18 protein-coding genes are annotated in these 22074 nt (G+C 51.4%); 13 read left to right on the forward strand and 5 right to left on the reverse strand.

Annotation, left to right across the window (positions count from 1 at the left end):
- Window positions 1-3 precede the first annotated feature (3 nt).
- Together DFP98_RS06940 and DFP98_RS06945 are read left to right on the forward strand one after the other, a co-directional pair.
- Entirely contained in the window at window positions 4-1227 is a 1224-nt protein-coding gene (locus DFP98_RS06940; protein ID WP_116059843.1) for an enolase C-terminal domain-like protein, read from the forward strand.
- A gap of 36 nt (window positions 1228-1263) precedes the next feature.
- Window positions 1264-2316: a DUF4432 family protein gene (locus DFP98_RS06945; protein ID WP_181917528.1), complete on the forward strand. Its 1053-nt coding sequence runs from the start codon at window positions 1264-1266 to the stop codon at window positions 2314-2316.
- A gap of 64 nt (window positions 2317-2380) precedes the next feature.
- Here the strand turns inward: DFP98_RS06945 and DFP98_RS06950 are convergent, their stop codons facing one another.
- The gene (locus tag DFP98_RS06950; RefSeq protein ID WP_116059845.1) at window positions 2381-2935 is read right to left on the reverse strand and encodes a superoxide dismutase family protein; all 555 of its coding nucleotides are present in this window, start codon (window positions 2933-2935) and stop codon (window positions 2381-2383) included.
- 252 nt (window positions 2936-3187) lie between these two features.
- Between DFP98_RS06950 and DFP98_RS06955 the strand changes: the two genes are divergently transcribed.
- From DFP98_RS06955 to DFP98_RS07005, 11 genes are all read left to right on the forward strand, one after another.
- Window positions 3188-4312 carry a YHYH protein gene (locus DFP98_RS06955; protein WP_116059846.1) on the forward strand — a complete coding sequence of 375 codons (1125 nt, stop codon included), beginning with the start codon at window positions 3188-3190 and terminating at the stop codon, window positions 4310-4312.
- A 58-nt stretch (window positions 4313-4370) separates the two neighbouring features.
- Window positions 4371-5510 carry an ABC transporter substrate-binding protein gene (locus DFP98_RS06960; protein ID WP_116059847.1) on the forward strand — a complete coding sequence of 380 codons (1140 nt, stop codon included), beginning with the start codon at window positions 4371-4373 and terminating at the stop codon, window positions 5508-5510.
- Window positions 5511-5524: 14 nt separating this feature from the next.
- Complete coding sequence (locus tag DFP98_RS06965; protein WP_116059848.1) at window positions 5525-6490, forward strand: NHLP bacteriocin system secretion protein; 966 nt, start codon at window positions 5525-5527, stop codon at window positions 6488-6490.
- Between the two features lie 20 nt (window positions 6491-6510).
- Window positions 6511-8685 (forward strand): NHLP family bacteriocin export ABC transporter peptidase/permease/ATPase subunit, encoded by a 2175-nt coding sequence (locus DFP98_RS06970; RefSeq protein WP_116059849.1) that lies wholly within the window; start codon window positions 6511-6513, stop codon window positions 8683-8685.
- A gap of 18 nt (window positions 8686-8703) precedes the next feature.
- The gene (locus DFP98_RS06975) at window positions 8704-11394 is read left to right on the forward strand and encodes an NHLP bacteriocin export ABC transporter permease/ATPase subunit (protein ID WP_116059850.1); all 2691 of its coding nucleotides are present in this window, start codon (window positions 8704-8706) and stop codon (window positions 11392-11394) included.
- A 216-nt stretch (window positions 11395-11610) separates the two neighbouring features.
- Complete coding sequence (locus DFP98_RS06980; protein ID WP_116059851.1) at window positions 11611-12003, forward strand: NHLP leader peptide family RiPP precursor; 393 nt, start codon at window positions 11611-11613, stop codon at window positions 12001-12003.
- 15 nt (window positions 12004-12018) lie between these two features.
- Window positions 12019-12219: a hypothetical protein gene (locus DFP98_RS06985; protein WP_116059852.1), complete on the forward strand. Its 201-nt coding sequence runs from the start codon at window positions 12019-12021 to the stop codon at window positions 12217-12219.
- A 67-nt stretch (window positions 12220-12286) separates the two neighbouring features.
- Window positions 12287-12481 (forward strand): hypothetical protein, encoded by a 195-nt coding sequence (locus DFP98_RS06990; protein WP_116059853.1) that lies wholly within the window; start codon window positions 12287-12289, stop codon window positions 12479-12481.
- Between the two features lie 284 nt (window positions 12482-12765).
- Window positions 12766-14085 (forward strand): dicarboxylate/amino acid:cation symporter, encoded by a 1320-nt coding sequence (locus tag DFP98_RS06995; protein ID WP_116059854.1) that lies wholly within the window; start codon window positions 12766-12768, stop codon window positions 14083-14085.
- A 48-nt stretch (window positions 14086-14133) separates the two neighbouring features.
- The gene (gene acpS, locus DFP98_RS07000; protein ID WP_181917529.1) at window positions 14134-14535 is read left to right on the forward strand and encodes a holo-ACP synthase; all 402 of its coding nucleotides are present in this window, start codon (window positions 14134-14136) and stop codon (window positions 14533-14535) included.
- A gap of 183 nt (window positions 14536-14718) precedes the next feature.
- Window positions 14719-15531, forward strand: a complete 813-nt coding sequence (locus tag DFP98_RS07005; protein ID WP_181917530.1) for an ABC transporter substrate-binding protein — start codon at window positions 14719-14721, stop codon at window positions 15529-15531.
- 8 nt (window positions 15532-15539) lie between these two features.
- Here DFP98_RS07005 and DFP98_RS07010 read toward each other — a convergent pair whose 3' ends face one another.
- The 4 genes from DFP98_RS07010 to DFP98_RS07025 all read right to left on the reverse strand — a co-directional run bounded on the left by DFP98_RS07010 (window position 15540) and on the right by DFP98_RS07025 (window position 22074).
- On the reverse strand, window positions 15540-16982 hold the full coding sequence (locus DFP98_RS07010) for a HAMP domain-containing sensor histidine kinase (RefSeq protein ID WP_116059857.1): 1443 nt from the start codon (window positions 16980-16982) through the stop codon (window positions 15540-15542).
- Window positions 16983-17072: 90 nt separating this feature from the next.
- Entirely contained in the window at window positions 17073-18503 is a 1431-nt protein-coding gene (locus tag DFP98_RS07015) for a HAMP domain-containing sensor histidine kinase (RefSeq protein WP_116059858.1), read from the reverse strand.
- 19 nt (window positions 18504-18522) lie between these two features.
- Window positions 18523-19224, reverse strand: a complete 702-nt coding sequence (locus tag DFP98_RS07020; protein ID WP_116059859.1) for a response regulator transcription factor — start codon at window positions 19222-19224, stop codon at window positions 18523-18525.
- A gap of 33 nt (window positions 19225-19257) precedes the next feature.
- Complete coding sequence (locus tag DFP98_RS07025; protein ID WP_181917532.1) at window positions 19258-22074, reverse strand: ATP-binding protein; 2817 nt, start codon at window positions 22072-22074, stop codon at window positions 19258-19260.

Here is a 22074-nt window from a genome sequence, read left to right on the forward strand (position 1 = left end):
GAAATGAAAATCGTGGATATTAGAGCGACGACCGTTACGGTGCCTCTGGAGGCGACTTTGCGTCATGCGGTCGGCGCACATTGGGGACGTTTTGTACGGACGATCATCGAGATCGAGACGGACGAAGGCATTATCGGATTCGGGGAAATGGGCGGAGGAGGAGAGAGCGCGGAGCTTGCCTTTACCGGGCTTAAACGCTATTTGATTGGGCATGATCCGTTTAATCTGGAAGAGCTGAGATTCAAAATCTGCAATCCGACAGCGAGCTTGTATAACAATCGGACGCAACTGCATGCGGCGATCGAGTTTGCTTGTCTGGACATAATCGGGCAGAAGCTAGGCGAGCCAGTGTACAACCTGCTTGGCGGCAAGCTGCGCGACGAGGTTCCGTTCGCCAGCTATTTGTTTTTCCGCTCGCCGAATAAGCCAGGCGGGTCGGGCGAAATCCGGACGCCCGAGCAGCTTGTCCAGCATTGCGCACAATTGAAGCGGGAGCATGGGTTTACAGTGCACAAGCTGAAAGGCGGCTTGTACCATCCGGATTACGAATTGGAATGTTATCAAGCGCTGGCTGCGGCATTTCCAAACGATAAGCTGCGATACGATCCGAATGCGGCACTGAACGTCGAGGAAGCGATCCGTTTCGGCCAAGCGATCGAGCATCTGAACAACGATTATTTCGAAGATCCGACGTGGGGGCTGAACGGCATGCGGCGGGTACGATCTATGGTTCGCATTCCAACGGCGACGAATATGGTCGTTGTGAACTTCGAGCAGCTTGCCGCCAACATCCTGGATTTGGCTGTGGACGTCATATTGTTGGACACGACTTTCTGGGGCGGCATTCGGCCTTGCATTAAGGCGGCGGGGGTATGTGAGACGTTCCAGCTCGGCATTGCCGTTCACTCTTCCGGCGAGTTGGGCATTCAACTGGCGACGATGCTCCATATGGGGGCGGTCGTACCGAATTTGTCTCACGCGGCGGACGCGCATTACCATCAGCTTACCGACGATATTCTGGTCGGCGGAAAAATGAAGTACGTTAACGGCGCGATCAAGGTGCCGGAAGGTCCGGGACTCGGCATCAAAGTCGATCGAGATAAAATTCGCCAGTATGCGGAACTGTACCAGGAGCTTGGCGGGTATATGTATGACAAAGACCCGCTGCGGCCTGAATGGGTTCCGATCATGCCGAATGATCGTTGGGCGGACCCGACGCAGAGCTGATTTTCGGCGAGGATCCATTTGGAAGGGGGAAAGACATTGTCTCGATATCGACCCCAACGGAATTACGGCTGCAGGATTCACGACCAGGTTAGCTATAAGGGCTTAAAGACGGTTGTACTGGAAAATGATTTGGTGCGCGTATCTGTATTAGTGGATAAAGGCACTGAGATTTTCGAGTACCTGTACAAACCGAAGGACCTTGACTTCATGTGGTTGACCGACAACGGCGTTCAGAATCCGAACGAATATTTGCCGACGTCTCCCGATCCCGTCGCCACGTTCGTCGATTACTATTCCGGCGGCTGGCAGGAAGTGTTTCCGAACGGAGGACCGACGAGCGCATATCTTGGCGCACAGTTCGGACAGCACGGCGAGGTTGCCCACATGCCCTGGGATTACGAGATCGTTCAGGACACGGAGCAGCTCGTTTCCGTACAATTCAGCGTCAGGACGAAAAAGCTGCCTTTCCGGCTGATCAAAAAGCTGACATTGGAACTAGGCTCTTCCTCGCTCCTGATTGAAGTGCAGTTGGACAACCTGAGCGATATTCCGCTGCGATACATGTGGGGGCAGCATTTGGCGTTCGGCAAACCGTTTCTGGAGCCGGGATGCCGAATCATCGTGCCGAATCATGTAAAAATGATAACGGAATCGGTCGAGTCCCCCGTTTCTCTTCCAGGGAGAGTACGGCGCGGGGTCACTTACGATTGGCCGTTTGGCATAGCGGAAACGGGCGATCAGGTCGACCTCTCCGTGCTCCCGGAGCGGGGAACGTTATCGGACATGATGTACTTAACGGGATTCGAAGCGCAGGCGTGGTATAAAGTCGAAAACAGCGCTCGCGGTATGGGCATGCAAGTAGAGTGGGACGCAGCGGAGATGCCCTGCTTGTGGTACTGGCAGGAATTTGGAGCAACTAAAGGTTATCCTTGGTATGGCCGTCATTACAATATCGGGCTGGAACCGTTCGCGGGCTATCCTACGCTTGGGCTGGAAGAGGCGATTCGCAACGACAGCGCGGGAGCGATAGGGGCCAGGGAGCGCAAAACCTTTCGATTGAAAACATCTCCCTACGAGTTGGACAGGTGAAATAGGGGAACCAGGATTGAAACTCCCGAGAATCGATCGTTGATTCTCGGGAGTTTCGTTGCGGTTACAGGATCGGTCCGCATGCGATCCGATTTCCGGAGTTGCCGGACGGATCGGTGACGTAATCGTCCTCTTTTTCGTGGATCATCAGAGAGGTGCCCCCGTCGCGCAGCAAGGAGTTCGGCTCGCCTTTCTTTAGCGTGACCGTTTTGCTGATCAGATCGGTTTCGACTTTCCCGTCCGGACCGACTTCGATATTGAGCAGATCTCCGGCATGGAAGCCCTGCGGATTGTTGAAGCCATGCTGCTTCTGATAAGGATTCAAGTGGGCGCCCGCAGATTCGAATTTGGGGGGCTCGCATTTCCCGACTTCGTGGAAATGGATGCCGTGAATGCCGGGAGGGAGCTTTTTCGCTTTGAGATGGATGCGAACCGCCCCGACCTCTTCCGTAAGAACCGCGGTTCCGATTTTGTGCCCCTTGTCGTTAATAATCTTGACTTTCACCTTATCCGGGACGGCGGACGTCTCTTCGGCCGCGAGGGCGGATCCGGCGCTCCCCGAGACAAGCGCGATGCCGAGCAATCCGGCGATCAACTGGGTTCGAATGTTTTTCCACATGCGGATTCAACCTCCGTAATCTGTTGTTGTAAATCGTCAACTATCTTAGCTTCACCATCTTCGGCAAAAAGAAACATCTCCCTCGAATTCCTCTTTTTTATCCCCCCCACTAAATGATCTGATTCCTCATCAATCGACATGCAGCTGACACATTACGATGTTAAATTCAATCTGGTATTCGCTTGCTGAGAATCTGACCGAGTACATAATCATTTACATGATGTCTAAATAGAGCGAAAGCGGGGGCGTGACATGAAGAGAAAAAATGTGTTTTGGCTCGCAGTTGGCGTCTTGTTATTGTTCGGAAGCTTTCCGATGGCGAGCGCGAAGAATAATCTCAAAACCGTAAGCGCTACCGTAGCCTCTAATCTATCGATGTTATTGAATGGCGAAGTCTGGCAGCCCAAAGATCAGAAGGGGGAACGAGTGTATCCGGTTATTATCAACGGTTCGTCTTATTTGCCTGTCCGCGTTCTGGCGGAAGCTTTGGATGTCGATATTCAATGGGACAGCGCTGCGCAAACGATCAAAATTGGCGAGGGAACTTCAAGCGTCCAGGGGACTTCAAGTATCGATTTGACCCAACTGCCGCTCGGCGATGGCAAGTATACGCTCATGGGTCCTCAGAAGGGATACATTTATCTTGCCAGTCCGCCTCGCGGGGGAGACGGCGCCTATAAACAGGGAGAATGGATCAATACGAGTGAAGGCACATTTGATATGACTCAAAAGGCAGTGGTAGATGGCGCGGTTAAGTGGGAATCCGAGCTAACTATAGAGTTGAAGGGGAAGGATCGAATTCTGACAGGCAATCGTCTGCCGGACCATGCGACAGGGAGATTTCCCATTGATCCATCCGATGATGCTTATCGATACGATAGAAACCCCAATTCCATTAAAGAGAAGTTATTTCAAGTTGTACTGCCTGCAAAGCCTCTTGAAGCCAGCAAGGCGTCGCCTGTTACACCGGGGGCAATCGGAGTGATGTTGACAGGGAGCCTGATTTTTAACGGGCTTGATGCAGCGGGAAGGGATGCTGTAGCACACGAGACGCAGGATGGCTGTTATGGACACCCGGAGAAGGACGGCAGCTACCATTATCATAATTTGTCGGCTTGCGTGGACGATCCGCTCACGGGGAAACATTCAAAGCTTGTGGGGTACGCGCTGGATGGCTTCGGGATATACGGGAAATACGGTGAAAACGGGAAGCTTGTGACGAACGAAGATCTGGATGCGTTTCATGGCCATTCCCATCTGATTGAGTGGGATGGCGAGAGGGTGGAAATGTATCATTACCATACGACCGTCGAATTTCCCTATACGATCGGCGCATTCAAAGGAACGCCGGTGAGACAAGGGTTGACCTACTTCTAAGGACGGCGCCGGACCTATCCATGCTCCTAACAACTTAAATGAGGGGTCTATCGAGACAATGAAGCTGAGAATAGCGATTGCAAGTTTATTGGTGATATTGCTCGCGACAGGGTGCTCGAGACCCGATAATCCGAGCGGACAGCGGGAGAAGATGCTGAGCAAACGTCCGGAAGATATCGTGATTGGGGTGGCTTGGCCGTTCGAGACTAGGAACGACGGGTTTAAGGAAGGGCTCGAATTAGCTTACGAAGAGGTGAATCGAAGCGGGATTATGGGGCATAAGATCCGCTTGGTGCAGGAGGATGATCAATCCTCGGTTACTGCGGGTTTGGCGATTGCCCAAGCCTTTGCCAATAATCCCAATATGGCGGCTGTCATTGGCCATCGCAGCTCCGCTGTTACAGTTCCCGCATCCAAAGTCTACGAGAATGCCGGACTGCTGCTGCTTGCGCCCTCCTCCACTTCGCCCGGCTTGACGGAAGGGGGAGTTAAGCATGTGTTTCGTCTGATTCCGAATGATATTCAGCTTGGCGCAGAAATGGCCGATTACGCCAAAGCCGAGGGGTATCGCAATATTGCAATTTACTACGCCAACGACGAATACGGAAGGGGGCTGGCCAATTCCTTCGAAGACAGCGCCAAATCCAATGGTCTGCAAATCATAGATCGCATTTCCGACTATAAGGACAGCGCAGATTTGAAACGTCTTGTCGACAAATGGAAGCTGCTCGATTGCCAGGCCGTCTTTATTGCCCAGACGATGCCGGATGGGGCCGAATTTATCGTCCAGCTCCGTAAGGCGGGGTTGGACGTTCCTTTGATGGGAGGCGATGGGATGGATTCGCAGGACTTGTTGAAGATTGCCGGACAAGACGCGGAGAATGCCGTCGTCGCTTCTATTTTCAATCCGCAGACCTCCAACGAATTCGCTGAATCCTTTATACGGAAATATACAGAGAAATATGGCGAGGCTCCGCGCAAATACGCGGCCCAAGCTTACGATTCTTTGCATCTGTTGGCTGAGGCGGTACGACAAGCGAATTCATGGAAAGCCGCGGATATCGCTGAAGTTCTGAGAAAGCAACCGGCGTGGCAAGGCGTATCCGGCACAAGGACGTTTGACGCCAATGGCGAGGTGCAGAATATGCCAAGCGTGTTGAAACGGGTAGTCGATGGAAAGTTCGAGTATATGAATTAAGGGAGCGGCACGGGATGAACAATCAAGTTTTCCGTAAAGCGTCTATTGAGCGCTTATCTTCGCCCGAACAGTTGGACACGTTGATGAAAGTGACCTCCCCCAAAGGTTGGCTCGCTTTGATTGCGTTAGGTTTGCTGATCGCTGCCGCGATCGTGTGGGGCTTTCTAGGAACGATAAGTACGCAAATTACAACGGAAGGCGTGCTCATCCGACCAGGAGGCTTGCAGACTCTCTACGCTTCGTCAAGCGGACAGATTACCGATATTCGCGTAGTGGAGAATGATAATGTGAAGAAAGGCAATGTCATTGCGCGAATCGAACAACCGCAAATGCTGAAGCAGCTTGAACGGCTGACGGTTGAACTCAAGACCGCAGAGGCGGCTTATGCAAATGAGCCGCTGGAGGAGCTCGGCGAGCAGATCGCAAACCGCAAACAAGCGATTGCCGATCTGCAAGCGGACTATATGAATCAATCGAGCATTGTCAGCGCGTATACGGGCAGAGTTCTGGAAGTGAACGTCAAGAGGGGGTCTTCGGTTGACGCGGGTACGCCGGTGATTTTGGTGGAATCGGGAGAGGCGCGAGCGAAGGATCTGAAGACGGTGATCTACGTTCCTGTACAGAGCGGAAAGAAAATACTTCCTGGTATGACGGTTGATGTTTCCCCTAGCTCCGTCAATAGAGAGGAGTACGGATTTATGCTCGGTCGCGTCACCTCTGTGTCAGAATTCCCGTTAACGGCGCAATCGATGTTCCTCACGCTTGGGAACGAGGCGCTGGTTAGTGAACTTGCCAGCGGGGGCACGGCCATGCTTGAGGTGAAGGCAGATCTTATTCCGGAGACTTCTACCTTTAGCGGCTACAGATGGTCTACGTCCGATGGGCCTCCGCAGCGGATGGATAGCGGAACATTGGTAACTGCGTCCATTACGGTAAAAGAGCAAAAACCGATTTCGTTAATCATTCCACAGTTGAAGTGACAAAGGAGGGCGATTCGGTCATGAAGCCTCCGAAACGAGTGAGGACGCCAACCATTTTGCAGATGGAGGCTGTGGAATGCGGAGCTGCGTCATTAGCGATTGTGCTCGGTTATTACAACAGCTTTATTCCTCTGGAGGAGCTCCGTATCGAATGCGGGGTGTCCAGGGATGGCAGCAAGGCCAACAATATACTCAAGGCAGCTAGGAAATTCGGTCTAATCGCCAAAGGCTACAAGAAAGAGCCCGAAGCTTTGCGAGAGATGCAAGGGCCGGTCATTATTCACTGGAACTTTAACCATTTCGTCGTTCTGGAAGGATTCAAGAACAATAAAGTCTATTTGAACGATCCGGGGATGGGACCGCGTACGGTAACCTTCGAGGAATTCGATCAGTCCTTTACAGGTGTCGCGTTGACATTCGAGCCTTCGGAGGAGTACAGGGAGCAAGGGGGAAATCCCGGCATAGCGGGTTCGTTGAAGAAACGGTTAAAAGGCTCGGAGAGGGCTTTACTATATGTGATTCTGGCCGGGCTGTTCCTGGTCATTCCGGGACTTGCCATTCCCGCTTTCACGCAGGTGTTCATCGATCAAATTTTGCTGGGACAGAACGGGGAGTGGCTACTTCCCGTTCTGCTCGGCATGCTGATGACCGCCTTTCTACGCGCGGCATTAACCTGGCTGCAGCGATATTATCTGCTGCGGCTGGAAACCAAGCTGTCGCTCAGCATGTCCAGCCGTTTTCTCTGGCACGTATTGCGCCTCCCGATTCAATTTTTTTCCCAGCGATTCAGCGGAGAGATTGGCAGCAGGGTTATGATCAACGATACGGTGGCGCAATTGCTATCGGGCGAGCTGGCGGTTTCGATTTTGAGCTCGGTCATGATCGTATTTTATTTATTTCTGATGTTTCAATATAGCGTCCTGCTTACCTTCATCGCGATCGCTGCCGCGCTGCTCAACCTGGTTTTCCTGCGGCTGATTTCAAGGAAGCGGGTAGATCAAGGAATGCGTCTGCTTCAGGATGAGGGCAAGATGGACGGAATCGCGATGAATGGATTGCAAGTGATCGAAACGCTTAAATCCAGCGGTTCCGAATCCGATTTCTTTGCCAAGTGGGCCGGTTATCAGAGTAAACTGATGAACTCCGAGCAGCAGATCGGCGTTTCCTCAAGCGTATTGGGGGCTGTCCCTTCCTTGCTTGCGGGAGCGAGTACGGTGGCTATTTTGGCAGTGGGCGGCTTCCAGGTGATGGAGGGGATGATGACGATCGGTATGCTCGTGGCCTTTCAAAGTCTGACGGCCAGCTTCATCGGTCCGGTCAACCAGATGGTTGAGCTGGGAGGGTCGCTGCAGGAAGCGAGCAGCGGCTTGAAGAGATTGGACGATGTGTTGAATCATGAGCTCGACAGTCCGATCTCCCAATTGTCCGAGACGGGTTTGGCTGACGGCGGCGAAGCGCGTCCTGTCGAGGGTAAGCTGACGGGGGTCGTTGAATTAAGAAATGTCACATTCGGTTACAACAAATTGGAGGGCCCGTTGATCGAGAACCTCAATCTCAGCCTGAAGCCCGGGTCGCGCGTGGCGCTTGTAGGCGGTTCCGGCAGCGGAAAATCGACCGTTGCCAAATTGATTGCCGGCATCTACCAGCCATGGTCCGGCGAAATTCTCTTCGACGGAGTGAATCGCCAATCCTTATCGCGCAGTCTGGTCGGGAACTCGCTAGCGGTAGTCGATCAGGATATTCATATGTTCGAAGGCACGATCAAAGATAATTTGACGCTCTGGGATGCGACAATACCGGAGACGGATATGGTACGCGCTGCGAAGGATGCCTGCATTGACGATATGATCAGCTCCAGAAACGGCGGTTACGGGCATGTTCTTACGGAAGGCGGCGGCAATTTCAGCGGAGGACAACGCCAGCGCTTGGAGATTGCCCGCGCATTGGCAGGCAATCCTTCGATTCTTGTGCTTGACGAAGCGACAAGCGCATTAGACCCGAAGACGGAACAGTTGGTGGACGCCAGCTTCCGCAGACGGGGATGTACCTGCGTGATTGTCGCGCATCGCTTGAGCACGATTCGCGATGCCGATGAAATCATCCTGTTGCAGCGCGGTACAGTGGCTGAGCGGGGGACGCACGAGCAGCTCATGAAAATAAATGGCGCCTATGCCAAATTGATCGAAGAACATTAAGGGGAGGGGGATTCCGGGATGAGTCGAGCCGATCGTACTTTATTGGAGCGATTTTTCGCCAAACATGGCGAGAGGGTTCGCATCGAAGGAAATCATCCGCTGATTGTTACGGATGAATCCTCTGTCTGGTATATTCAAGAGGGTCATATCGATCTGTTTGCCGTTACACTCCGGGACGACGAAATCGTTAGCCGGCGGGAATTCCTGTTCAGTCTTGATCCGGGGCGCCTTATCTTCGGGTATTATCGCGACGGGACTGCAGGCAGCGATGCCGCGGGGCATCTAAGCGCCGGTGTGACGGGAACCGTACTGCTGCGGGCGGATAGCTCTCTACTGTATCAAGAGTTTACAGACAGCGCGATGCAAGCGGCATTAAAGCTTCAAGTCCAAGCATGGGTGCAGAGCTGGTCGAAGGTGTTGAAGCTAACGGAAGCGATAAGACCCTTCGATCGATTGGACGAGCAATTGTCCGACTTCCATAAAACCGTTCATTATCGGTATCTGCAGAGGCGTGTGACGACATGGCAGGCCGAACAGCAAAGCCTCGAACGTAAGCGGAGCAATGATCAAGCGGTGATGGAGCAAGCGCTTAAACAACTGGCTGCTGTAACGGGCAGCAGTCATCGGCAAGCCGGGGCTGATATCGCAAGCAACGACATGCTTTACACAGCGTGCAAGCTGGTTGGCGAATCGATCGGGATGAAGGTCAAGCCGACGAATGCTCGTCAGTTAAGCAAGATCCGCGACCCTGTGGCGTTTATAGCTAGAAATTCGGGGTTTCGTTCCCGTCAAGTTGTTCTGAAGGACCGATGGTGGCTTGAAGATAACGGGTCTTTGCTTGGTTATATCGATAATCAGAATATTCCGGTTGCGTTAATTCAGAAAACCCCTAAAGCCTATGCTATGATCGATCCTGAAACGGGGGACGAGCGGACGGTGACGGAACAAATCGCCAAAACCCTCGCTACGATGGCGCATATGTTCTACCGTCCGTTGCCGGCAACGCCGCTAAAGGTGGCGGATATTCTTAAATTCGGTCTGCATACATCGATAAGGCGAGATATCGGAATGATGCTGCTCATGGGCGTCGCTGTCGGGATCTTGGGGACGTTCGTTCCCATTGCCAACGGCATCCTGTTCGATACGATCATTCCTGCGTCAGACAGAGGAATGCTCCTGCAGATGGGGTTCATTTTGGCGTCCGTAACCCTCTCGCTGTTTCTGCTCGAATTAACGCAGTCAATGGCGATCCTGCGACTGGAAGGGAAAATGGACAGTTCCATTCAAGCGGCGGTATGGGATCGATTGCTCAGCTTGCCGGTTTCCTTCTTCCGCGGCTATTCCGCCGGGGATCTCTCGATGCGGGCCAACAGTATTAATGCGATACGTCAATCGCTTTCCGGGATTGCGATGACAGCGATCTTCGGGGGGATTTTCTCCTCTTTTAACTTCTTCCTGTTATTTTACTATGACGTGAAGATGGCGCTTGCCGCCGCAGCGATGGTCTTCGTGGCCTTCGCCGTAACGATCGGCGTCGGGATCTTGCAAGTGAGACGGCAGCGCGTATTGCTGCGAATAGAGGGGAAGCTTACAGGAACGTTATTTCAGATCATTAACGGTATTGCCAAGTTTCGCATGGCCGCTGCGGAGAAACGGGCTTTCTTCATCTGGGCGAAGCTGTTCGGCGAGATGAAGGAAACGGACTTTCGAGCGAGGACGTTAACCAATCTCCATGCCGTCTTTCATATTTTCTTTCCCTCTGTGACAGCAATCGTTCTGTTCTACATGTTTGCTTCAGGCTCAAGTGCATTAAGTCCCGGCAAATTCATCGCCTTCTTCGCGGCGTTCTCGGCTTTTCTCGGAGCGATGCTCTCGATGTCGTCGGCAGTCGTATCGAGCCTGAACATCGTGCCGTTATACGAAAGGGCTAAGCCGATCCTTCAGACGATTCCCGAGGTGCTGGAGTCCCGGGACGATCCGGGCGAACTCACAGGGGAAATAGAGGCCAAGCATATTCATTTTCGCTACCAAGCAGACCAGCCGTTCATCCTTAACGATCTGTCCCTGCATATCCATCCGGGCGAATTTGTCGCCTTGGTCGGCGCTTCGGGATGCGGCAAGTCAACTCTATTCCGGTTGCTGCTTGGATTCGAGAATCCGGAATCCGGATCGATCTTCTTGAATGGACAAGATTTAACCACGCTGGATATTCGCGCCGTGCGCAGCCAGCTTGGCGTCGTTTTGCAGAACGGGAAGGTCATGTCCGGCGATCTGTTCACCAACATCGTGGGGTCGTCTAACTTGACGATTGAAGACGCTTGGGAAGCTGCGACGATGGCTGGATTAGATGAAGATATCCGGCAGATGCCGATGGGCATGCATACGATGGTTTCCGAAGGAGGCAGCACGCTCTCCGGCGGACAGCGACAGCGCATGATGATTGCAAGGGCCATTGCCGGCAAGCCTAAGATCCTTCTGTTCGACGAGGCGACTAGCGCTCTGGACAACCGCACGCAGACGATCGTCAGCCAAAGCCTGGAAGCCTTGAAGGTAACGCGTATCGTGATCGCTCATCGGCTCAGCACGATCAGAAATGCCGACCGCATCCTCGTCATCGATAAGGGAAATGTTGTACAGGCAGGCACTTATGAGGAATTGATGCGGCAGGAGGGACTCTTTGGCGAGTTGGCTAAGAGACAATTGGCGTAAGAGGGTTCTCGCGAAATCATAAATTCGTTTTCTCTAACGAGGCACAGCAAACGTCCGGGATTATTTGCGGACAGGAGCTGTGTCTTTTTTTGTGTATGTATTTATTCTACAAGTTTTCTTGAATATCTCAATTATCGACATTTTACTGACATCTTCGACTCGTACACTCAGGACATAGAAGAAAGGACAACAATTCGTGCAAGGAGGAGACGGCAAATGAGTTGGACTCAGCAATCGTTCGCGGCGGCGGTTCGGCAAGTGGTACATAAAGCGACCAGCGATACGGCATTCAGGGAACAAGTGTTGAAAGACATACATACCGCAGTGAAGGAAGTATCCGGCCGGGAGGTTCCGCAGGATTTCAAAATCAATGTCGTAGACGGCACGGGGTATCACTTGACCGTTGTTCTGCCCGCGTTCAACCCATCGGGGGAGCTATCCGATCAGGAACTGGAAGAAGTTGCGGGAGGCGTTGTCATCGGCGGAGTAGATTACGGCAAAGGCTCGGCAACCAGTCCCAAATTCGATTGGCCGCGTACGCCGGAAAATGAAAGTATGCTAAATGGCCAACAGAGCGGCGGTACGATCAGGCCCAAGCCCACGATATGAAGGGAGGTGATATTCATGAACCATTCGCACAAGCCGGGCGAAGAAGCAAGCGAACCAGCGGTTAGGCAAGAATCCAATGAAGAAATATCCGAGCATGAGCTGGAGTCTGTAGCCGGTGGCGTCATGTTTGACGGCGATGGCAATAAGAAAGGCAAGCGCGATCCTGGCAAGTTCTATCCTGCAAGCGTTCCGTCATTGTCAAGCGACAATACCTGACGATCATCCTCCCGGTTGCGACAACGGGGTTTGATAAATAAACCAAAAATTTTAGGAGGAATCTTCAATGAGCGAACAAGAAAAAGGTCAATTGTCTGAATCGGAACTGGAAAGCGTAGCCGGCGGCGGTCTGATCAAGGGGATTACCAAGGGAATTAAAAAAGGCGCAAACGATTTGGTCGATAAAGGCAAAAAAGGCGCAAACAATGCAATCGATAAAGGAACCGGCGCCGCTAACGATGCCATTGACACTGTTTATTAAGTTTTAGGTGAAAGACCGGGGCTGTCCCATAAGCGCTTCAAGTAACTTTGAAAGATAATCGATGAACAAGGTGCAAGGGGTATATACCTCCTTCCGCTGCTATGCGCTCCTGAAATTTTTGAATAGGTAAACTCGTGAAAAGGTAATTTCAGTAGCGTATGAGGCAGTTTCCAGGAGATATATACCCCTTCTTTGTCTATCAATCCTCTCAAGCAAATCTGCTAACGGGACAGCACGGCAAACACAATTGTGCACACCAATTCAGAATGTAGGTGTACCGCTTCATGAAATGGTTGAAATCTATATGGACTATACTGGGGAGCATTGTCGCAGGCGTGCTGCTTGGGCTCTATCGACCCGAGCTGGCTTTGAAGCTTGTTCCGTATGGCGAATTGTATCTATCGTTCTTGAAGATGTGTGTGATTCCGATCATGGTTACAGCAATCGTCTCGAGCGTCGGACGGTTGTTTATGTCTTCGGGTCCAAATAATATATTAATTCGAATGATCCTGATTTCAACTGCCAGTATGTTAATCGTCAGCGCTTTAGGACTCATTACGGGCCTATTGGCAAATCCGGGAACGGATATCCCTCCAAGCAGCAAGGCGGTATTGGGAACGGTACTGCTGGATACAGAGTCTGCTTCAGCGACTGCCCCTGAATCCGTCAACACGGGTAGCAGCTTGATGGAATTCGTCTTTAAGCTGATACCTGAAAATATATTTATTGCCTTGGGTCAAGGCAATAATCTGCAAATTTTGTTTTTCTCCGTTGTGACGGGAATCGCGCTTGGAACGATCTCCGCCCGTGGCGGCGATCAGTTTCTATCGATGACCGATCTCTTGTTTAAAGTCTTTCAGAGAGTGATCTCCTGGTCCATGTACCTACTGCCATTCGGGCTCTTATGCATCATGGCAGGACAAGTTGCCAGCACGGGTATGGGGTTAATGCTCGCGATGTTCAAATTTATTGGGCTCATTCATGCGATGTCGGTCATTCTGATGATCGTGAGCGGTTGCGTTATCGCCTTCAAGCTGAAAATATCGTTTATTCAATCCCTGTCCGGATTGAAGGATTCTCTGATCATTGCTTTCGGAACGCAATACAGCATCGCTACGATGCCCTCGGTTCTTGATGCCTTGCGCGAGCGCTTCAAACTGGATGCCGACTCCGTAAATCTGGTCGTCCCGCTCAGCGTTGTGGTATGCCGTTATAGTATGGTGATGATTTACTCGCTAGGTCTGGTCTTTATCGCACAATTGTATGGGGTTCAACTGGGCTGGCAGGATCTTCTCGTTATTTTAATTGGAGCGGTTCTGGCTTCTGTTGCCGGAGCGGGCGTTCCGGGAATCGTATCGATATCCATGATCGGGATGATTGCGACCCCTTTGCATCTTCCTCACAGTGCCGGCGTTATTCTGCTGATGGCGATCATTCCGGTGATCAATCCCATCATTACAACGGCTAATATTCATTTGAACAGTGCGGCGGCTGTGCTCATAATCGACAAAAGCCGAGAAGAAGACAAATCTGTTGAACAGCGCAGAATTGGAGAGAGGTCAGAAGGCGGAATCGCGTTTGGCAGCAGTTCGGCTACTGGGTGAGCCAAAGCAAGAACATGGATGTTCGCTGTAAAATTAGGGGGTTATCGTGTGATCGTCGGAATAGGTATGGATCTTGTCGATACTTCGCAGATTGAGCAAATGCTTCACAAGGAAAGCCGGCTGTTTATACAAAGCCTGCTGACAAGCAGGGAGATGGATATTGTCGAAAAGGTCGGGGATGAGCGGCGTCGCGCGGAATGGATTGCCGGGAGGTATGCTGCGAAAGAGGCGTTATTGAAGGCGCTTGGATCGCAAAGGGGGGAGGGGATCGGAATGCAGGATATCGAGGTGCTACCGGAATCGTCGGGTCGCCCGCACTGTCATTTATCCGCCCATGTGATCCAACGTATCGGGTTTCCTGTCGTCTGCAACCTTACGATCACCCACACGGCATCTACCGCAGGAGCGATGGTTGTGGTAGAACGGGTGGCGTCGGCGATGCTAGTGTAAATCCGCTTGCGTAGCCGGCCATGATGCGCCAATCAGTAGTAATATTGCGGAAGAAAGGCGATGTGAATGCATATTCGGCCAATGAAAGTGATAGGGAGGTTTACCGCGATACTGATGCTTATCCCTCTCTGGCTATTGACAGCCTGCGGGGAGGAAAGTCCGGTTTCCGGACCCGATGCGGCAATGGCAAACGTTGCTGCGGTTCCTACCGATCCGCCGCATAAAATAAAGGTGTCGGAAGAGGAGCTAGCCCGCTATTCCCCTGAGATGAAGCAAATTTATGATCGTGGGGTATTGCGCGTGGCGATCTATTCCCAGGATCGCATACCGTTCTTCTATGTGGATGATGGCGGCGGGCTTACAGGCAGCGATGTGGAGTTGGCTACGGACATGGCAGCGCAATTCGGTGTTGGGGTGGAATTTATACGAACTGCGCAATCCTTCGATCAAGTGGTCGATCAAGTCGCCTCAGGGCAAGCGGACATCGCCGTCTCCAAGCTCAGTGCAACGTTATCGCGCGCGAAGAAAACGCTATTCTCTCAACCGTATCTCACACTTCGTCAGGGATTGCTTGTTAACCGGTTACAGATCGCGCGATTGGGCCAATCGGACGCCCCCTTGCTGGAAACGATCAAGAACGCGCCCATTCAGATCGGAGTCGTTGCAGGCACCTCCTATGTTCGGTTCGCCAGCGAGTTGTTTCCGGCTGCCGAGCTGAAATCGTTTCAAAACACGCAGACTATGTTGGATGCGGTTTTAAGCGGCGACATTACCGCGATATTTTATGATGAATTGCAGCTGAAGGACATGGTCGAAAGCCAGCCGACGCATTCCATTGAACTGCAACTAATGATCCTGAACGATCAGATCGATCCGATTTCCGTCGCTGTGCCTCCGAATCATGTGCAGATGCTGAATTGGATTAATCTCTATTTGGAAACCAATCCTGCGAAAATAGCCAAGCTTCTGATTAAATACGATATTACGGGGGATTAAACTCTCTCTTAGAGCGCCATCGGATAGGAGGAAAGAATCACCGTAAACGTGGTCTTCCCAGGAGTTCCGTCCGTCAAAACCAAATCTCCGCCGAGAGATCGTGCGATTAATCTGCTGAATGGCAATCCGATGCCCAGTCCATGTGCGTGCGGTTTGTTATCGCGTCCGCGATAAAAAGGCTCGAATACATCCACATACTCCTCTTGGGATATTCCACGGCCTGTGTCCCGCACATGAATGCGAATCTCGTTGGATTCATGCTGAAGCAGCACGCTGATCGTTCCTTCAGTGATTACGGCATCCTTCGCGTTATTGAATAGGTTGACCAGGATCTGCTCAATCCGCATAGGGTCCGTCCAGGTTTTCCAGTCTTTCCTGTCGTTTGCCGTATGTTGGACAACCTTCAGCTTATCATCATGCTGGTTGGTGCTCCATCTGTCGATAATATCTGCTACCAGCGTATCCAAATCGCAATTCTCTCGTGCGATAGAGACCTCGCTCGTGATGTAACGGTTAAATTCAAGCAAATGTTCAACCATACTCTGCAATCGACGGCTTTCTTCAAGAGATGCTTCCAGGTACTCGTATTTCTCTTCAGAGCTGACCTCGCGGTTTTTCACTGCTTGAATCTTACGATGGATAGAGACGACAGGTGACTTCAGCTCCTTCGTGATCCCCGTCAACAGCTGCGATCGCAATGCGTCCAGATGGGACAATCGATTGGCCATTTCGTTAAACGAATGCGTTAATTCATAGATTTCCTCCTCTTTGTATGCCTTGTTGAGGTGGATATCATAGCTTCCCGCCACCACTTGTTTGGCCGCTTCGGCCACCTCGCGGATCGGTGAGATTAATCTCCGGGTCATGGTATACACGGTTCCCCAGCCTATCAGAAAAAAGACGCTTAGTAAAATAAACCTCGGGGAATTCACAAACAGCTCTTTGAGCTTAGTTTGTTTCTTCTCGAAGTACAATAAATAACCGGTGACAGTGGACTTCTGAAGTATCGGGTGTACAGCTATCATGTAAGGCACATCGTTATCAGCAGGTTTAAATTTAAGAACATGCGCAGAGCCCGTCATGATCTGAGGCAGCACTGCATCGAATTGCGTCGTTCCTTCAGGCGGATTCGAAGGTTCCTGTTGCTTGATGCGGCCATTGTTGTCCAAGATAAACAGGATGGGCCTGCCACTCAGACCATGCCGTTTCACCAGAGTCTCCAAGGTATTATGCAGCGTTGGGCTCTTATGCAGGATTCCACCGTTATCCGCTGCCATAGATGCAACATCGCGCGCCATAGCTTCCAGTCCGCGAGTTTGTTTCTGATTCGCGGTTGTCCGCATGATGTAAAGCGAGGTTATCATCATCACGGCGAGGCATAAGGAAATGATCAGGAAATAGCGGATGGACCAGTATTTCACCATATTCGGATGACGAACTTTATTGGACACAGCGACAATACCCCAATCTCCTTGTTGTAATGAAATCTAGCAACGGCAATTGCTTCACTACTATTCGACATAACGATGTCGTAATCCTATTCAGGAAAATGGCAGCATGAACGTAAAAGTGGTGCTCCCGGGGATACTTCCGGACAAGATCAGATCTCCTCCGAGCGAATGCGCGATCATCCTGCTGAATGTCAATCCAATACCTAACCCCCTAACGCGCATTTTTTTGCCGTCTCCACGGTAGAAGGGCTCGAATATCTCGGTGTGCTCTTTTACAGGGATTCCGCTGCCGGTATCGTGCACTTGAATATAAGATGCCCCAAGCGCTGGAACTAGACGGACGGATACCTTTCCTTTGGAAGCCATCGCATCCCTGGCGTTGTTCAATAAATTAATCATAATTTGTTCGACCCGATTAGGATCCGTTTGCATTCTCCAGCCATCCGCGCGATCGGGAGTCTCCACGACAATCTCGATTTCGGACGAACCTTGGCCGAGACGCCATCTCTCCACGATATCCGCAATCAGCTTGTCCAAATCGCACCATTCCTTGGCAATCGTCACGGTGCTGTCTACGAAACTGTTGAAATCCAGCAGATCCTCAATCATTTTCTGCAGGCGGGAGCTTTCTTTGAGACAAATCTCGAGGAATGCATCGGCTTCCTCCCCGGTTACGACTCGCCCTTTCACCGCTTGGATCAGGCCGCTTATAGAAGTGATCGGCGTCTTCAGTTCATGCGTGACGCCAGCTAATAACTGCGAGCGGAGTTCTTCCAACCGGTTCAGTTGATCCGCCATTTCCTTGAACGACTTCATAAGCTCCCGAATTTCTTCTTCCTTATAGTCCTGGCTGAACTGAACGTTATAATATCCCGCGACTATCTGGTCTGCAGCATCCGCAGCTTGTCGAATCGGTTTAACCAAGCGCCGCGTCATCAAATAAATGACTCCCCAACCAAGTAAAATAAATAAAAAAATAAGGGCGATAAGAGCTTTGAATTCCAGCAGCCCCTTCAGTACATCCGCTTTCTGCGTTAAGCACAGGGCATAGCCCGTCGTCAGGGACGGATCGAGCATAGGAAACACAGCAGCCTGATACACGGTATCGTCTTGACTCGAATGTGCCGTGAACAGGTGGGGTTTGTCTCTCATAACATCCTGCAACATAGATGGAGCCGGAGGGGTTTCCGGTGGCAGGACAGGGGGGAATTGGGAGATGATTCGGCCCTGTAGATCAAAAATGATTACGATCGTTCTATTGTCCAATCCATATTGATCCACTCGCTCATCCAGCCAGCGATTTGTCGATGGATTGTTCGGAATGTTGCCTCCGTTGGCGGCCGCTGCCGTAGCGATGTCCCGCACTAGGCTGCTCATCCGCTGCTTCTGGCTGGATAAGGCATTGGCTTGAATAAAACAAAGGACAGAGACCGCTACGACTAAGAAAACGGTGACCAGGAGCAGGAAATATCGAATCGACCAGTAATAGAGAAGACTTCTTCGGCGAATCCTATCGGGCACAGTACGGATACCTCCATTGTTAGCGGACGTGGAATTTTGATGGAGTTTTCACGCGGAACTGATACCCGATCCGCCTGAAAGTGACAATCTCTCCTTCATCCTCCGTGCACCCGATCAGTGATTGGCGAATACGTTTGATAGCCAGATCGACAGCGCGGTCGCTGCCTTCGTAATCGACGCCCCATACGCATTGAATAAGGTGTTCCCGTTCAAAGGTCTGATTCGGATGGCTTGTCAGAAACAACAGCAAATCCAGATCCCGAGGGGTTAAATGCACGCGATTTCCTTGAAACCATACCTCGCGCGAAGTATAGTCGATTTTCATTCGCCCGATGATCACCGCGTTCTCCGTCACGACTTGAGGGAGACGTCTTAATACGGCTTGAATACGGGCGACGACTTCATCTCCGACAAAGGGTTTGCTGATATAATCGTCTGCGCCTCCGTGGAGACCTTCCAATCGGCTCTTGATGTCGCCAAGCGCAGTCAGCATGATTACCGGGCACGCGCTTTGTTTGCGAATGCGTTGCAGAATCGACCAGCCGTCCATATCAGGAAGCATGACATCCAGCAATACAAGCGACGGTTCCCACTGTTCGAACAAGGCGATCGCACGCTCGCCTTCGAAGGCTTGTTCCGCCTCGAAACCCGCATTGATCAGAAATGCCTTTAGCACCATGGAGATCGCGGGATCGTCTTCGACAATCAATATCTTTTTCACATTCGTACGCCCTCTTTCTGACCTATTAAAGATTCAGTCCTGACGGGGGAGCATGAACGTGAATGACGTTCCATTCTCCGCGCTGCTCTCGACATGCACTTTACCGTTCAAGCTTTCCAAGGCTGATACAACGGCAAATAATCCAATCCCTCGACCAGACAACTCGTTGACGGCTTTCCCGGTAGTGAAACCTTCTCGAAAAATCATCATGAGTTGTGTGGCGGGCGGCCAGGCATCGAACTCTTCTTGTGTACAGAAACCTCTAGTCACAGCTTGCGTCCCGATCTGCGGCAGGTTCATCTCTTTGCCATCATTCGACAAACGGATTCGGATTTCCTGTTCGTCATTGGACAATTCGCAGAGAAGGGTTCCCGAACGATCTTTCCCAATGCCTGTCCGATATTCGGGCGTTTCGATGCCATGGTCAATCATGTTGCGAAACACATGAATCAACGTACGCGTGAAATCGATGTATCGCTCCGGATCGACCAGCAACTCGCCTCCACGGATCTCAATGGGATGGATTTCCTTTCCTGTACGATGCGCTAGCTTCATCGAATAATCGGGATACATACTGAGCAGCTCCTTGAAGGGACGATACTGCAGCTTCTTTAATTCCGAGACGATCCTTTGCGCTGACGAGCCTGGCAGAAGCGTGTAGACCTGTTGTTCAAGATGACGCAGTCTGGAAATCTCGATCGTTACGGTTTCTTGTCCGGCATCGAACCCGTCGCCTAGAATGCCTCTTAAAATGCGCAAATCCTCCTCCAGCCACTCTAGCAGATCGAAGCCATCCAGCCATTCCGCTAGCGATGTCGAGGAGAAAGCATGCGGTGTACGAAGGGCAGCCTGCGTCTTCCACTCGACAAGCTCCGTTTCAAGCTCGTGCAGACGCTCCATCGTGTGCGTAAAATCGATCTGCGCGAAGTTCCCTTTGAAGGTATGAACGATTCGCGATAGCTCCGCCCATTTTTCTTCTGAGGACGTGGGCAGACTCATCAGCTCGTATCTTCCTCTTCGAGCGAATGCGCGGTACTCCTCAACCATTTCCTTAAAGTCGCGATAGTGCTTCACCACCCAAACGACTCGATTCAATACATGTCGTTCTTTAGCCATCTGGCTCTCCAGCCGCCGCCGTTCGGTGATATCCGTTAGAATAACCATAACTTTCCCGAAGGTCGAATCCTCAGGGGGTATCCATTTATACTGCAATGAAACTCGTCTGCCGAACACTTCCGCTTCCCCTGGAAGAAGCGATAAACAGACTTCGCGCTGCAGCTCGTCGACTCCATGAAATACGGAGTCGAGTAACTCTTCATGGAGATCCCGTTCAGTTTCATCTACAGGATACAGCAGTTCAGTATAGCGGGAATCGGCGATCTCCTTGCCGAACAAGCGACGACATTCGATGCTATACTCCTCCTGTACAATCAACCGCTTGTCGAAGGTAAGAAAGCCTTGTCCCGCATAATCAAGCAAATTCTGTATCGACCGGGTTCGTTCCTTCACTTCCGCTTCCAACGACTGATTCCAATTCGTCAGCTTGAGATTGTTGCTCTGCGTCGTGCGATAAACCGCGGCATAACCCTTGAATAAGATGACAGCGAAGAAGATCGTGCTAAACAATAAGGTGTAGTCCAGACAAAGCCGCATGAATTGAATAAATTCCAAAGGCGTATACCCGAAGAGTTCGGTATTGGGATCATTCTCCATATATACGCGGAGCGGGTAACCAATCATATTGATCAATAGGAACAAAGAGAAGCCGGAGATGAACCATACGGCCTCGCTGTTGATCCTGCTTCTAAGCGACATCGCGATCACGAATAAGCAGAAGGCGCACAGCAGTGAAAACCCTAGTTCCTTCACGATCAGAATTTCATGGCTGTACATTCCTATGAACCCGGGAACCGTCAACTTGGCTGCGGACATAAGCAGCCCTGCAACCGGCATAACGATTCCTATTGTTCGAACAGCTCTTGCGAAGACAGGTTGTAGGATGCTATTAAAATAAAGCGCGAACAAGTACAGCATGCAGCCGCGTAAAGGATCTTGCAAATAGATTTCGATTGGGGAGAAATCGGTAAAGATCATAAGAGAATGAGAGGACAGCAAGATATTGAAGCTGACCATGAGCGAAAACAGCGCAAAATAAAGCAGGGGCGGATGGTCGCGATGGATAAAATACATCAACAGCGCCGCAAAGCCTATCATAAAGAATACGATTGCGCCAAACCCGTTTAAAGCGTCGCTCTTGATCAGCGCAAGCTTCAAGTCCGCTTGTACCCCGTATTTTACCGGCCCTATTTTCCCATGTATGTAATTGTCCCGATTGGAATGAACGCGCAGCAGCAGCGGGAGGTCCGGCGAAGCCTCTGCGAGAGAAACGAAAACGGGCTTGTTCGCCCGCAGCGGATTTGTTCCTTCTTGCATACCGCCTTGCCTGTAAAGCAGCTTGGTACCCGAGTAAACTTCGAATTCGTAGCTGGCATTCATAAACAGAATGTAGGGGTCGCGCACCATCTGGCGATCGGCTCCGGTTGGAATCCTTCCCGTGAACCAGGCGAATTCCGTGCGAACCGCGAGATCCTCCTTGCTGATCGGCATATGGGACCAGGTCTTCGACACTCCCGGCTTGGTCCATTCGAGTGTACCGTTAGCTCCCACAGGGGAGTCTCCCATGCGGTAAGTCCCCCATTGGATGGCAGAACCTTGTTTAACAGGAGGCGGCATTCGATTCGGATGATCGGAAGCCGGGGCCGGGGCTGCTTGGGCAGAAGCCGTTAACCCGGCCGCACTGCAAACAAGCAGTAAGAGGACGGGCCATATCGTCATTAATCGCAGCTTCAT

This window comes from Cohnella phaseoli (assembly GCF_003386235.1).
Taxonomy (GTDB): domain Bacteria; phylum Bacillota; class Bacilli; order Paenibacillales; family Paenibacillaceae; genus Cohnella; species Cohnella phaseoli.